Source organism: Shewanella gelidimarina (assembly GCF_023283945.1).
Taxonomy (GTDB): domain Bacteria; phylum Pseudomonadota; class Gammaproteobacteria; order Enterobacterales; family Shewanellaceae; genus Shewanella; species Shewanella gelidimarina.
Map to the genome: position 1 here is coordinate 1 of NZ_JAKIKW010000020.1, position 15079 is coordinate 15079.

A 15079-nucleotide genomic window follows, 5' to 3' on the forward strand; every position below is an offset into this window, starting at 1 on the left:
ACCATCTTTCATGTGTCGCCGAAGACGCTAGGTCGTTGGCTTGAGGAGGCGTATTCTACACTCTCCAGTGTCAGCGTCAAGTGCTTATTTTAAGAAGTTTTTCGAGTGATGATTTCTTAATCAGAAGTCAAACTCGAAGCCCTTAAAGCGCTTGTCACCTGAATCAAATCTCCGAAGAGTTTTAACTCTCTAACACTGCTGCAAGTCCCGTGCTACCTAAGTAGTTGGCCTGCTGTGCCGTGTCAGTGGGTGCGAATTATAGGGAATTCCTCAGCAAGCGCAAGGGCCTTTCTTAATAAAAGTGAAACAATCACGCCAACCGCATGGTTATCAAACGATACGTACAAAAAAGGGGCTGAAAGCCCCTTTTTTACCATTTATATCACTAGATTAGTTACCAAAGAAGCGGGATTCTTGTTTAGCTTCTATAGCACCATCATTAGTTTCTACTTCAAAGTTGATATGCGTCATCGCTCTGGTGAGATCAACAGGGTCAACAGCGATACTGATCGGAAGCGTTAATACCTCCCCGCCATTTAAAGTCACTTGTTGTGGGCCAATCCATTCATAGTTAGTTAAGCCTTCCACTGTCATATTATAGATATGAGTACTTTCGGTCTTATTAAGGATCTTTAGCGTAAAGGTGTTCTCAATTAAACCTTGGTCAGTTTCTCTAAACAATAGGTTACGGTCACGGATAACATCAATGCGGATCGGAGCAATTGTCGCTGTGGCATATATAAAGACTAAAATCATCACCGATAGGATGACACCGTAGCCAACAAGCTTAGGACGTAAGACTTTCTCTTTTACCCCTTCTAACTTGTTCTCAGTGGTATAACTGATTAAACCTTTGTCGTATCCCATGCGTTGCATCGTGGTATCGCAAGCATCAATACATGCACCACAGTTAATGCACTCGTACTGTAGACCGTTACGTATATCGATACCTGTTGGGCAAACCTGCACACATAAGTCACAATCAATGCAGTCACCTAAGCCCATCGCTTTATGGTCCGCTTTGCGTGATCTTGGCCCTCGCGTTTCACCGCGCTGAGTATCGTAGCCCACTATATAGGTATTTTTATCAAACATAGCAGCTTGAAAACGGGCATAGGGGCACATATGGATACACATGATCTCGCGCATCCAACCCGCGTTACCGTAAGTCGCGAAGGTAAAGAAGATCACCCAGAAATAGATCCCACCACTGGCACTTAAGCTGAATACTTCTAAGTAGACTTCTCGTGTAGGCACAAAGTAGGAAACAAACGTCATTGCGGTTAATAACGATACCAGCAACCAAGCCGCATGTTTTGCCGTTTTACGCCAAAGCTTATTAAAGCTCCATGGCATCTGGTCTAGCTTAATACGTTTATTACGTGCGCCTTCGAGCTTCTCTTCAAACCAAATAAAGATAAAGGTCCAAACCGTTTGGGGGCAGGTATAACCGCACCAAACCCGCCCTAGATAGGTGGTAATAAAGAACAATCCAAAGGCTGCTATCATCAATAGCGCGGCGAGCAAAGTGAGGTCTTGTGGCCATATAGTTAAGCCAAACACATGAAACTTTTGCTCTGCTAAGTTAAACCATACCGCTTGCCTATCTCCCCAAGGGATCCATGGCAGCAGTAAAAAGAACAGCATCGCGACCCAACCTAAGCGTCGACGCAGTGTGCTCCATAAGCCTTCTACAGCCCTTACATAGATTCGATTTCGAGGATTAAACCTATCTGCTTTACTAGCATCTGGTTGATGGATTTTGATTCTTTCTACTTTTGAAAAATCTTTTTTATTTTGCTCTTCGTTCATTTTGTAGCCTTACAGCTTTAATATTGCTAGAAAACTAGCTTATTATAACGCTTATAATACAAGTTATTCACCTATATAGGACTAATTGATGAAAGGCTGGATTTTAATAGCGTTAATTGGCGGTATCCTTTATTACCTCTATACCGAAACAGACACACTTGATGAACCGGTTGCCGAGGTTCAGGCTATTTATCAACAAGCTGAGGACAAACTTGATAGCATGACTGGCACACAAATGAAGCGTATTGACGATAAAGTTAACCTCTTAACGACTGATATAACAGAACGACTATCGGTTACAGAGCAACAAGCCCTAAAACTCATTAGCCAGTCACAGGTAAAACTAGATGACTATAAAGAGCGCTATTGTGGCAACGGTGCAGATAGGCACAGTAGCTTTAGTAAAGAAAACCAAACTTATCTATGCGACAAATTGAATTAGACTGCTATAGCCTAACCAATAAGCCATTGCGATAGATCTCAGTTCACGCATTAGCGATTAATGTTAATTGACCTGAGATCTGATTCCGCCTAGCCTTTACTCATTACTGTTATATAACGAAATGAAAAGGCTAGCTGCTCATGACTGAAAAAGTATCTGATATTTTTGACCCCGCATTATGGGATGTCGTTCCTGGATTTGATTTCGAAGATATTACCTACCACAGAGCTAAAGCTCAGGGAACCGTTCGCGTTGCGATAAACCGTCCTGATTGCCTAAACTCGTTCCGACCAAAAACGGTAGATGAACTTTACACAGCACTCAACCATGCTCGCCAATGGTCTGATGTAGGCTGCGTGTTAATTACCGGCAACGGCCCATCAGCTAAAGGGCAACACTCTTTCTGTGCTGGCGGCGATCAACGGATCCGTGGCAAAGATGGTTACAAATACGAAGGAGCTGAAGAGGGTACGCCAGATGTCGCTCGAATGGGCCGCCTCCATATTCTTGAAGTACAGCGCCTAATACGCTTTATGCCTAAAGTGGTTATTGCTGTTGTACCTGGTTGGGCTGTGGGCGGAGGGCATAGTTTGCACGTGGTCTGTGACTTAACTTTAGCGTCAAAAGAGCACGCGGTATTCAAACAGACAGATCCTGATGTTGGTAGCTTTGACTCTGGCTACGGCAGCGCTTATTTAGCCAAGATGATTGGCCAAAAACGTGCTCGAGAAATCTTCTTCCTTGGTTTTAACTACACAGCAGAAGAAGCCTTCGATATGGGTATGGTTAACCGGGCTATTCCTCATGCAGAGCTTGAGACCGAAGCGTTAAACTGGGGGAAAGAGATAAACTCCAAGTCGCCAACGGCTATGCGCATGCTTAAATATGGGTTTAACTTACCTGATGATGGTTTAGTGGGGCAGCAACTTTTTGCTGGTGAAGCAACACGTTTGGCTTACGGTACAGCTGAAGCCCAAGAGGGACGTGACGCATTCTTAGAAAAGCGTGAGAAAGACTTCTCATCATTCCCATGGCACTACTAATTGACAGATTGAGCAATTAATCAGAGATGATGTAAACCCATCAATACATTAAGAATGTTGATGGGTTTATACCTAAAAAGACTTTCCAATCGAATATTCCGATCAAACTTATCTATATAAACCCCCTTCAATTGCAAATGATAACCATTATCATTTAGTTAACTTTTAAAGGAGTCCCCTCATGATCAAGACTATGACCTTTGCAATTATTCACTTTAGCGTCGCTTTCACAGTGACTTATTTGCTAACCGGCAGCGTTATCATTGGTGGTGCAATAGCCTTAATAGAGCCCGCTATTAATACCGTAGTGTTCTATTTCCATGAAAAATATGGAAAAGTATTGAGTCTAAAAATACCTTACAAAGCGCCACGGCATAATCGAGTGCGACATAAATGCTTTTTAGTTTTTATCTGAATTGTTCAAACCCAATTTATTTGCCAAAGGTGCTATCGCCCCACCTTGGATAAACACAGAGAACAGCACGATAAAGAACACCATATGCACGATGTCGAGCGAGCCTGGAACACCCGCCGCGGCAGGAATTAATGCAAATACGATCGGGGTAGCCCCTTTTAAACCAATGGCCGAAATAAACAATCGCTTCTTCCAGCTCGCTTTTACAAATGGCAGATAACAAAGCTGTACAGCCAATGGCCTTGCAACCAACATCAGCAATATTGCAGGTAATAATGAACTCACAAATACCGCTGCGAGCGACTGCGGGAAGATCTGTAAGCCCAACACAATAAACATCAGTGCTTGAGCTAACCAAGACAAGCTATTAAGGAAGTGTTGATTAACCGATTGCCCACGCTTAATACCATTGCCTATCACTACACCCGCGATATAAGACGCTAATAGAATATTACCGCCGAGCATTTCAGCGCCATAAGTTGCCACCACAAAGCTTGCGAGCACAAAAACAGGGATAAGACCGAACTCGGAAAGATGAATTCGATTAAGTAACGTAACAGCCACCTTAGCCACCAGCCCACCGACGATTATCGCCACCGATATCTGTGTTACTAATTCAAGCGCAATTTCAGAGGCTACTACCGTTTTACTCGCAGAAAGAGCCATATCGGTTAAGAAGATCACCAGTAACATAGCGACCGGGTCATTAGTTGCAGATTCAAATTCCAATATGGTGTCAGTTTGCTCTTTCAGCTTTAACTTTTTAGATTCTAAAATAGAGAATACGGCGGCGGCATCTGTCGATGACACGATGGCCGCAAATAGCAGGCAGGTGATAATATCGAAATCAAGCAGCCAATATAAAATGACCGCAAAAAATATTGTGGTAAACAATACTCCAAAAGAAGCCAACACACCGCCTTCTTTATAGGCCACTTTGATCTTATCGGTTGATGTATTGATGCCACCAACAAAGACAATAATATTCAGCGCCAGCCCACCAATCCAAGCCGTTTTACCTAAGTCATCATAAACAAAGTTGAACTCACCATTGCCTAACACTAAGCCCACGCCCATAAAAATAAGCAGTGATGGGATCCCCAATGTTCTTGAAGGGTGATGCAGTAATATTCCGACTAAGATCAAAATAGACATACCAATCATGATCATTTCAGTCGTCATAAAACGTCCTTAAGTAAGTCGAGCTAATGAGAGTGTTAAAACCCAGCGCGTGCGGTGAGCGAAATATAAATCCGCTTTATAACCATTTATGTAGCTTAGTAGACGAACTTGCAATAACCGAATAGGTTGCAAATATCTGCTAATAATTAATGCGGCCAACCGAGTACTGTCATAAAAGTTTAACAATAAATTTATCAAGCATTCTTCAACGCTAAATATACTACAAAACACTGGGTTAACCCTTAAATTAAGCTTAACGCTAAGTGAACCCCATGAAGCACACCAGTAAGTTAAGTCACCAAAACCAACAGCAACACATACCAAGCCCTCAAAAGTGGTTTTAAAATAGCATTTAAGAAAAGTCGTCTTAAATGTTATCAATCTAATAAAGCCCCTGCATTTTACTCAAGTAAAGCTCATTTACATTTTCAATTCAGCTTTTACATCCATAAAACACTGTCACCTAACTGTCATATATCTCTGTCTTAATGCAATCGCCTTCAGTGAGGCACTAATTTAGTTTCGTATTTAGACTATACCAATTGCATTAAGTATCTGTTCATTCAGTGGGAATTCAAAGCGCTGAAGGCAAGCCGGAAACATGAAGCTAATAGTTATTCTATATCGAGAGTTTTCGACGCAGCATGCGGCGCTTTGAAACCCACCCTAAGGGAAGCGCTCACGCATTCCACTTCTGCTTTGCATTGGCTCACAAGGGAATAACCATTCTCTCGTCAATGCGCTTTGAATTGAAAAGCGTGAGCGTTTCTGAATTGACTAAATACCAAATGCAATTGGTATTACAACAGAGTAGGAAAAGTAATGAAAAAAGTTATTAGCTTATTAACCGCTGTCGGTTTGATGGTATCGCCACTGGTTCAAGCTGGCACTGTTACCGTATCGGGTTCAACTTCAGTAGCACATGTAATGGAAGTGCTAGCAGAGAATTACCAAATTACCACGAAGAACAATGTTGAAGTGCAGAGCACAGGATCTTCAGCGGGGATTCGCGCCGCTAAAGATGGCACCAGCATGATAGGCATGTCATCACGCAACGTAAAACAAAGTGAGCTTAGCAGTGACACCAAGAAAATTGTTATCGCACGAGATGGCATCGCAGCGGCGGTTAACAACGCCAACCTAGTAACCAGTTTAACCCAAGCTCAAATTTCTAAAATCTATCGCGGTGAAATTAAAAACTGGAGTGAAGTTGGCGGTGAGTCACGCCCTATTGTGGTCGTTACTCGTGAAAATGGATCAGGAACTCGCGGGGCCTTCGAAGAGATAATGAAGCTACAACGTAACGTCAACGGTCATAAAGTTACCGCTATCACCCCTAAAGCCCAAGTCGGCAATGGTAACGGCATGATCAAGACCATTGTGGCTAACAATCCATATGCCATAGGTTATATCTCATTAGGCAGCGTCGATGACAGCCTACGTGCAATCGATGTGGATGGTATTGCCGCAACAGATGACAACATAGCTAAGGGTGACTATCAAATCGCTCGTCCCTTCATTGTGTTAATGGATAAGAACGCACCGAGTAATGCGCAAGACTTTATTAAATACATCTTGTCTGATGACGGACAGAACATTGTCGCGAACGAAGGTTATATCCGCGTTCAATAAGCTTACAAGGTCATAAAAAAGAGCAGCTTTGCTGCTCTCTATTTAGTTAATTGATCAGCCAATTATTTATAAGCCGTAAGATATCGAGGCCAAGTGATGAGCACTGCCAGTAAAGCCCGAGCGCAAGGACTGCAACTCGCCCCAGCAAAAAAACATGATTGGAAAGAGCTCTTTTTTCATCTGTTATTTCTAGCCAGTGCCATGATTGGCGTGGTGTCCGTCGCCACCATTGGTTGGTTTGTATTCCAAGAGGGACTGCCTGCCTTTAAAGAAGCTGGCGTACTCAACTTAGTATTTGGTCGTGAATGGTTGCCACCAGCCCTTTACGGCATTTTTCCGATGATAGTTTCGACCCTCATATCAACAACGGGTGCGGTAATCATTGGTGTACCCATTGCGATTCTAACAGCGGTTTTCTTAGCGGAGCTCGCCCCTAAGTGGTTGGCTGATATTGTGCGTCCCGCTGTCGAACTATTAGCTGGTATTCCTTCAGTTGTATACGGGTTTTTCGGCCTCGTTATTATCGTTCCTGCTATCGAAGTCATCTTTAACATTCCAGCGGGTAATACCATTCTTGCCGGGATCATTGTATTAGCTATCATGATTTTGCCCACCGTAATCACCATCTCAGAAACCTCGCTACGCGCGCTACCTCCTGTGTATAAAGAGAGTGCATTAGCGCTTGGCGCATCGCATATTTACAGTATTTTCAAAGTGCTTATACCTGCGGCACGCAGCGGTATATTCACTGGCGTAGCGCTCGGTGTTGCCCGCGCAATTGGCGAGACGATGGCCATTATTATGGTGATGGGTAACGCGCCAGCCATGCCAGGGTCGATACTTGAGCCCGCGAGAACATTAACGGCCAATATCGCGATGGAGATGTCTTATGCCACAGGCATTCACTCCAGCGCCCTTTACTCAACAGGTATCGTGTTATTGGTGTTTATCGTTTTACTTAACGCTAGTTTGTTATATCTAAACCGAAAGAGGAGCGACTAATGCTTCAAGATAAGCGTATGTTTAACAGAGGCGTGCAAGACAAATTGCTGTTTGCCGCAATTTGGGCTGCAGCAGCCATCACGATTTTGTTCCTACTCTGGGTTGTTTGGCACATTTTAAGTAATGGCTTGGCCTATGTTAGCTGGGAGTTCATCACTGGCTCCTACACCCGTATTGGTGAAGCTTCGGGTATTTGGGCAATGATAGTATCAACCGTATATATGGTGGGTCTGTCACTCAGCATCGCCGCGCCTATCGGCATTATGACGGCCATATACTTAACCGAATATGCAGCTCCGGGCAGTAAAGTGGTTAAAACCATTCGTTTCTGTACTGAATCACTTGCTGGGATCCCATCCATCGTTTATGGCTTATTTGGTATGACTTTCTTCGTCACGACTTTGGGGCTGGGCTTCTCTATTCTTTCAGGCTCCTTAACACTGGCGATGTTGATATTGCCTGTGATTATCCGTACCACAGAAGAAGCACTCCTCGCGGTCCCTATGAGCTACCGTGAAGGCGGCTATGCTCTTGGTAGCTCAAAAATCTACACCATCTGGCGCCTAATTCTCCCCAGTGCCTTACCCGGTATTGTCACCGCAGTAATCTTAAGCACAGGCCGAGTTATCGGTGAGTCTGCTCCGGTATTTTTAACGGCGGGAATGGTGACGCAAATACCCGAATCGGTTCTTGATTCGGGCCGAACCTTAACCGTTCACCTGTATAAGCTCACGCAAGAACTCTTTACCCAACATGAGTGGGATCAGGCTTATGCCACCGCAACAGTGCTGATTGTATTAGTGCTGCTGCTCAACATGACCACCAAATTCATTGCTACACGTCTAAGCAAATCTTAAAAGGCTATCCCTATGAATAAGCTAGAAGTGAACAACTTAAACCTATTTTACGGCGATAACCATGCGCTAAAAAATATCTCAATGGCAATACCATCACGCCAAGTGACCGCGCTTATTGGTCCCTCTGGCTGCGGAAAATCAACACTGCTTCGCACTCTAAATCGCATGAATGACTTGGTCGCTGGCGTGAAGATTGACGGTGACGTGATGTTTGAGGGAAACAATATCTATAAAGATGTTGATGTAAAACAGCTTAGAATGCGCGTGGGTATGGTTTTTCAAAAACCAAACCCATTTCCAATGAGCATTTTTGAGAATGTCGCTTTTGGACTAAAAGCCCAAGGTGTCAGAGATAAACGGGTATTAAATGAAGCAGTAGAGGAATCGCTTCGTAGCGCGGCCCTTTGGGATGAAGTCAAAGACAGACTCGACTCACCAGGCCAAGGTTTATCTGGTGGTCAGCAACAAAGACTGTGTATTGCCCGAGCCATAGCAATGAAGCCAGAAGTGATCTTGATGGATGAACCCACCAGCGCACTAGACCCAATTGCAACTCATAAAATTGAAGAGTTAATGGATGAACTGCGTAAAAAATTCACCATAGTGATAGTGACCCATTCTATGAACCAAGCAAAACGCATCTCAGATAAAACCGCTTTCTTCTGGATGGGTGAGTTAGTCGAACACGGTGAAACAAGCCAGATATTTAATCATCCGCTAGACAAACGGACTCAGGGTTATGTCAGTGGAGAGTTTGGTTAAGCTCGAATTTTAAATTTAGACGCCCACTTTCTTACGTGGGCGCAGCAATTCCTCGCTTTATCCCCACTGAACAGATTATTTATCATTAGATAAGGATCTACTTAACGTACTAAAAAGCTAACACTTGATAAATTAAACCATTATTGTAAATTCTGTCATTCCGCTTGTGACCAACGTCAGCAAGCACTTCTTTTCAGCCATAAGTTGATATCGACAGAGTCAACACAGTGTTTTTAGGGTGTATATGCAGGTCGAAATCTATAACAATAAATCACTTTGTTCAGAAACCAAGCACCTTTCTCAAGCATTACTCATCTTACTCTCTAAAGGGCTCCCTCTGGATCAGCTCCCGCAAGTAAAGGAGTCTATATTGGCAGGCAACGAGTTCGAATTTAAGAACTCTTATATTATTCGCTTATATAAGAAGCCCCTTAAACCGTAAAAACGAGTACAAAAGGGTCATCTACAAAAACCTACCCCCCCTCTAACGGGTTAACTTTTGCCGAGTAACTTGTTTAAATTTTGTTAATAAGTTAGCTTCGAGTTATGGGTTAATCATATACAGGGGTTAGAACTTATATGGAAAGAATCAGAGAAGCTCAAGAACACTTAAAAAGTGAGTTCGAAATCTATAATAATGCGGCAGCTAAAAAGCTCCCTCCTCTCGATATTGATTGCCCAGAAAAACTCGAAACCATGCTTGAGTTTGTCACTCGCAGAGAGTCATTAAAACAAGCTAAAAAACTCAGCTCTCCACCCGCTGGAAAACTCAAAGCGGCAATCGCTGACACCTTGTTACTGCTGGACAATTTCGATATAAAAATAGCAAAAGAGAAAGGGGCTGCTGAAAAGTAGCTCAAAGCGTTTTATCTACATTAAAAAAGCCTCCTAAATTTAGGAGGCTTTTTTTGTTTATGAGTATTTAACCGGGCTTACTCTACGGTGACGGACTTAGCCAAGTTACGTGGCTGGTCAACGTCAGTCCCTTTGATTAATGCCACATGATATGACAATAACTGCAAAGGAATAGTGTAGATAAGCGGTGCCATAAACTCATCGCAATGAGGTACCGGGATCACCTTCATAGTATCGTCTGACTCAAACTCAGCGTCTTTATCAGCAAACACATACATTAAACCGCCACGAGCACGGACCTCTTCAACGTTAGACTTTAGCTTTTCAAGTAGCTCGTTGTTGGGTGCCACGACGATAACCGGCATATCAGCATCAATCAGCGCAAGAGGACCATGTTTAAGCTCACCCGATGCATACGCTTCGGCGTGAATATAAGAGATCTCTTTCAGCTTCAACGCACCTTCCATCGCAATCGGGTATTGATCGCCGCGACCTAAGAAGAGTGCATGGTGCTTATCTGCAAAATCTTCAGCCAGTTCCGCAATAGCATCATCTAAACTTAATGCTTGTTCGACTTTAGCCGGCATAGATTGCAAGCTTTGTGTAATATCTGCTTCCATCTGCTCAGACATACCGTTATGGCGGCCAATCACGGTGGTTAGCATTAACAAGCCTGCGAGTTGCACCGTAAACGCTTTAGTAGATGCGACACCAATTTCGACGCCCGCTTTCATCATGTAAGCCATATCAGACTCACGCACTAAAGAGGAACCGGCTGCATTACAGATAGTCAGTGTGGCTTTGTAGCCCATCTCTTTGGCTAAACGCATTGCCGCTAATGTGTCAGCTGTTTCACCAGACTGTGAAATAGTCACTAATAAACTATTCGGGAACAAATGCGATTTACGGTAACGGAATTCAGAAGCAATTTCGACGTTACAAGAAACACCCGCCCAATCTTCTAACCAATAACGCGCCGCCATACCCGCATGGTAGCTGGTACCACAGGCAATGATCTGTACGTGCTTAATATCTTTTAAGAATTCAGCGGCATTTTCACCAAATGCTGAATCTAGAACTTTACCACCTGCAATACGGCCTTCAAGCGTATGGGCAATTGCTGTTGGCTGCTCATAGATCTCTTTTAGCATGTAGTGACGATATTCACCTTTATCACCCGCATCATGGGTAACTTCAGACTCTTTCATTTCACGCTCAACGGCGTTGCCATCAACATCAAAGATATTAACTTCACGACGAGTCACTTCAGCAACATCACCCTCTTCAAGGAACGCAAACGAGCGAGTCACTGGCAGTAACGCTAGCTGATCAGAAGCGACAAAGTTTTCGCCTAAGCCATAACCAATTACCAATGGGCTGCCACTGCGTGCCACAACCATGCGCTGGCTGTCACGACGGTCGATAACCACAGTACCGTAAGCACCTTCTAACTGTTTAACTGTTACTTGAACCGCAGCAAGTAAAGTGTCATGAGTTTTAAGTTCATGGTGAACTAAGTGACAAATAACTTCGGTGTCGGTATCAGATGCAAAGGTATAACCTAAGCCTTTAAGCATGACGCGCAGTTTATTGTGATTTTCGATAATACCGTTATGAACCACGGCAATATCACCTTCTGACTCATGTGGATGCGCATTACGCTCACTTGGCTCACCATGAGTAGCCCAACGCGTATGAGCAATACCAGTACCGCCTGTCAGCGGCTGCTCTTCCAGTGCTGATGATAATTCCTGCACCTTACCAACACGACGAGTACGGCTTAATTCACCATTATGAAGTACAGCAACACCTGCTGAATCATAACCGCGGTATTCAAGTCGTCTTAATCCTTCAACTAGAATTTCTGCAACATCCCTTTGCGCTACTGCGCCTACTATTCCACACATATTGATTACCTAGACTCTCTAACGAAGAGTTAATTTGAGATTAAAAACTAAAAATTGAATTCGAAAATGGATAACCTCAGTTATCCCACATATGGCGCAAGAATCACTCGCACGCCATGTTTTGAAATACTTTCAACCGCATCGCTTGGTAGCTTGTCATCCGATACAAGCACACTAATATTGCTCCAAGGCAGTTCTAAATTGGGGATACGTCGACCCAGTTTTTCAGATTCAAGCATCACTACCACTTCGCGTGAAACTTCAGCCATCACCTTACTAAGGCCGGTTAACTCATTGAAGGTGGTAGTGCCACGCTCAAGGTCAATACCATCTGCACCAATGAACAGTTGGTCAAAATTATAGGAGCGTAAAACCTGTTCCGCTATTTGGCCTTGAAATGATTCTGAATGCGGATCCCAAGTACCGCCAGTCATTAACAGCGTAGGCTCATTTTCGAGATCGTGTATCGCATTGGCGAGAGTGAGAGAGTTAGTCATGACTAACAATCCACGCTTAGCATTTAACTGCGCAATTAAGCCTGAAGTGGTACTGCCGCTATCGATGATAATGCGGTTATGATCTCTTATCAGTTCAGCTGCAACCCTAGCGATAGATAGCTTATTCGGTGCGATTTTGGCACTAAATTGCTGAGTCACTTCATCAGGTACAGCTACCGCGCCGCCATAACGCCGAAGCAAGAGGCCTGTTTTTTCTAACGTGCCGAGATCTTTACGAATGGTGACTTCAGAAGTTTCAAAACGTAAGGATAACTCTTCAACACTCACCTCGCCTTGCTCATTAAGCAGGCTAATAATGCTGTGACGTCGTTGTTGAGTGTTACGTTTATTCATAATTTGGCATTTAAGTTTCGTTTCGAAAGGTGGATTATAGACAAACGAAACTTAAAAGCCAGTTTTGAAACTTATAAAATCTATATAAGCTGAATTTTAGTCAAAAAAAAGCCCCTATCTTTCGATGGGGGCTTTTATTGTTATAAGAGAGCTTAGAACTTAGCTTCTAATGCCAAGCTAAAGTTACGACCTTCACCCACAGTGACATCAGTGTTAGTGCCACCGGCTAGATAATCAACATCGAATAGGTTTTTCACGTTCATACGTACGCTAACATCGCTACCCATTATATCCATGGTATATGCCGCGCCCATATCGAAACGAACATAACCGTCTTTACTGATGGTGTTGCTGGTATTAGCAAAACGCTCACCCACATAGATAGCACCAAAGTTAAGGGCTAATGCTTCTGTCATCTCATAACGCGTCCATACGTTGGCTGACCACTCTGGTGCATCAACAGGTGTCATGCCATCTAAATTCTCTTTATCGCTGGCACCAGTTTCATACTGTGCGTCTAAATACATCATAGAGCCGGTCATAAACCACTTATCACTCACTTGGCCTTGAGCACCCATTTCAAAACCTTTATGACGTTGCTCACCTTCTTGAGTGGTCATATAGATATTGCCATCAGCATCTGGCGTTTCTAGCTCTTGCTGAACAGTCACATTTGAAACAGTAATATCAAATATGGCACCGGTTAATAGCAAGCTGCCATCAAACAGTTCCCACTTAGTGCCAATCTCATATTGCTCACCGTATTCAGGGTCAAGATTCATGCCGTTGCTAGCATCTTCATCGTTATTCACAATCCCTTGCGGAGTGAAGCTCTTAGAGTAGTTTACGTAGATACTGCCATTTTCAGCAGGTGAATAAATAACACCAAATTTAGGTGAAACGGCGTAACTGTCGCCACCGTCACCATCTTTCTTTTGTTCGTCATAACGCATACCGGCAAGGACTTGCCATTCATCGTTAATCGTCACGAGATCTTGAACATAGAAGCCATAATGCTTATAGCTACTCTCGTATAACGTTTCATCGCGATTATAATCAAGATCAGGCTTAGGTAACGGCTGACCAGGCATCACAGTTTGTTTTTTCGTGCCTGACTCTTTTAACTGACCATAGTAGTAATCAAGCATGTTGGCGCCAATAAGCAATTGATGCTCAACATCACCTGTATATAAGTTACCAGTGAAATCGACATAACCTGTTTTATGTTGCCAATCATCATAGCGATCGAATGGACTAACAGTGTAACCATCAGTAAATGGGTCTTCTGAACCACTCATCAGTGATGGAGATGAATCTAAACGTTGGCGATTAAACTGTTGGTCGTTATAGCCGGCCTTAACTTGCCAATCATCAGTTAGATAATAAGTTAAATCAGCCCCCATATTAGAGATGGTATTATCGGTGAACGCCCACGGCTGATCCCAAATAATGTCACTGCCACCAATCAAATCACCGCTACTGTCTAACCAGCCACCGCGATCAATCCCCGTTTTGTCTTGGGTATGGTCATATTTAACCGACAGCATTAAGTCATCAGTAATATCAAACTCTAGGTTTAGATAGCCTAACCAACGATCACGTTCCTGATTAGTACCATCTTGGTATTCACGCCAGTATTGAGTGTCCTGCTTAACAAGCACAGTACGATAACGAATCGTTTCTGATTCATTTAAGCTGCCACCGGCATCAATTTGAAAACGGGTAGAACCGTGTTCATCAGTGTCAAAACCAACGTCTAGCATCGTTTCCGTTGTTGGCTTCTTGCTCACCATGTTAATCAGTCCACCAGGGCCTGATTGACCATAAAGCATGCTTGAAGGGCCTTTAAGTACTTCAACTTGTTGCAAGGTTTCAATGGGCTGTACGTAGTGAGACCATTGCTGTTGACCGTTGATCAAATAACCTGAACCTGACGACAACTCAAAACCACGGATGCTAAATACTTGGCGGTTCCACTTTTCACTGCCTCCCGTCACACTAGAATCGTTAACCAGTACTTCACCTAGGTTCGTCGCTAACTGCTCATCGGTAACAAAATCTGGAATAACGGTTACCGATTGCGGAGTGTCAAGAATATCGATATCACCACGCATTGCGCCTGAAGATGAGCCCACTTTATAGTCGTTAAAACTACGTCCAGTAACCGTAATACGCTCGATGTTGCTCTCCACAACAACGTTAGATTCTGCTGTAACTTCTTCAGCAAAAGTAGTTGATGATGCTAAAGCAGCAACAACGGCAAGACCGATACGAGAAAACTTAAAAGACGTCTGAAAAGACATAGCCAACCCCAAAAAT

At 43.5% G+C, this 15079-nt stretch carries 12 protein-coding genes and 1 pseudogene; 8 read left to right on the forward strand and 5 right to left on the reverse strand.

The genetic code is table 11. The features are described 5' to 3' along the window. Positions 1-390 precede the first annotated feature (390 nt). Positions 391-1812: a cytochrome c oxidase accessory protein CcoG gene (ccoG, locus tag L2729_RS15905; protein WP_248989147.1), complete on the reverse strand. Its 1422-nt coding sequence runs from the start codon at positions 1810-1812 to the stop codon at positions 391-393. A gap of 88 nt (positions 1813-1900) precedes the next feature. Here ccoG and L2729_RS15910 point away from each other — a divergent pair, with 88 nt between their 5' ends. The 3 genes and pseudogenes from L2729_RS15910 to L2729_RS15920 all read left to right on the forward strand — a co-directional run bounded on the left by L2729_RS15910 (position 1901) and on the right by L2729_RS15920 (position 3675). Further along, on the forward strand, positions 1901-2254 hold the full coding sequence (locus L2729_RS15910; RefSeq protein ID WP_248989148.1) for a hypothetical protein: 354 nt from the start codon (positions 1901-1903) through the stop codon (positions 2252-2254). A gap of 140 nt (positions 2255-2394) precedes the next feature. Next, positions 2395-3297 carry a 1,4-dihydroxy-2-naphthoyl-CoA synthase gene (locus tag L2729_RS15915; protein WP_248989149.1) on the forward strand — a complete coding sequence of 301 codons (903 nt, stop codon included), beginning with the start codon at positions 2395-2397 and terminating at the stop codon, positions 3295-3297. A gap of 181 nt (positions 3298-3478) precedes the next feature. Then, positions 3479-3675: pseudogene (locus L2729_RS15920) on the forward strand (DUF2061 domain-containing protein). A gap of 22 nt (positions 3676-3697) precedes the next feature. On the opposite strand, the gene L2729_RS15925 reads toward L2729_RS15920, so the two are convergent. Further along, positions 3698-4894, reverse strand: coding sequence for a potassium/proton antiporter (locus tag L2729_RS15925; protein WP_248989150.1), 1197 nt, complete (start codon positions 4892-4894; stop codon positions 3698-3700). A gap of 822 nt (positions 4895-5716) precedes the next feature. Here L2729_RS15925 and L2729_RS15930 point away from each other — a divergent pair. The 5 genes from L2729_RS15930 to L2729_RS15950 all read left to right on the forward strand — a co-directional run bounded on the left by L2729_RS15930 (position 5717) and on the right by L2729_RS15950 (position 10002). Further along, a complete protein-coding gene (locus L2729_RS15930; protein ID WP_248989151.1) occupies positions 5717-6526 on the forward strand; it encodes a phosphate ABC transporter substrate-binding protein in 810 nt (269 codons plus the stop codon). A gap of 96 nt (positions 6527-6622) precedes the next feature. Further along, positions 6623-7528, forward strand: coding sequence for a phosphate ABC transporter permease subunit PstC (gene pstC, locus L2729_RS15935; RefSeq protein WP_248989152.1), 906 nt, complete (start codon positions 6623-6625; stop codon positions 7526-7528). Positions 7529-7545: 17 nt separating this feature from the next. Next, a complete protein-coding gene (pstA, locus tag L2729_RS15940) occupies positions 7546-8385 on the forward strand; it encodes a phosphate ABC transporter permease PstA (RefSeq protein WP_428848256.1) in 840 nt (279 codons plus the stop codon). A 12-nt stretch (positions 8386-8397) separates the two neighbouring features. Then, positions 8398-9147: a phosphate ABC transporter ATP-binding protein PstB gene (pstB, locus tag L2729_RS15945; RefSeq protein ID WP_248989154.1), complete on the forward strand. Its 750-nt coding sequence runs from the start codon at positions 8398-8400 to the stop codon at positions 9145-9147. 579 nt (positions 9148-9726) lie between these two features. Then, entirely contained in the window at positions 9727-10002 is a 276-nt protein-coding gene (locus L2729_RS15950; protein ID WP_101089516.1) for a hypothetical protein, read from the forward strand. Between the two features lie 77 nt (positions 10003-10079). On the opposite strand, the gene glmS is transcribed toward L2729_RS15950, so the two are convergent. The 3 genes from glmS to L2729_RS15965 form a co-directional block, all read right to left on the reverse strand. Then, positions 10080-11909: a glutamine--fructose-6-phosphate transaminase (isomerizing) gene (gene glmS / locus L2729_RS15955; protein WP_248989155.1), complete on the reverse strand. Its 1830-nt coding sequence runs from the start codon at positions 11907-11909 to the stop codon at positions 10080-10082. Positions 11910-11989: 80 nt separating this feature from the next. Further along, positions 11990-12760 carry a DeoR/GlpR family DNA-binding transcription regulator gene (locus L2729_RS15960; RefSeq protein WP_248989156.1) on the reverse strand — a complete coding sequence of 257 codons (771 nt, stop codon included), beginning with the start codon at positions 12758-12760 and terminating at the stop codon, positions 11990-11992. A gap of 152 nt (positions 12761-12912) precedes the next feature. Continuing rightward, positions 12913-15063 (reverse strand): TonB-dependent siderophore receptor, encoded by a 2151-nt coding sequence (locus L2729_RS15965; RefSeq protein ID WP_248989157.1) that lies wholly within the window; start codon positions 15061-15063, stop codon positions 12913-12915. Positions 15064-15079 lie beyond the last annotated feature (16 nt).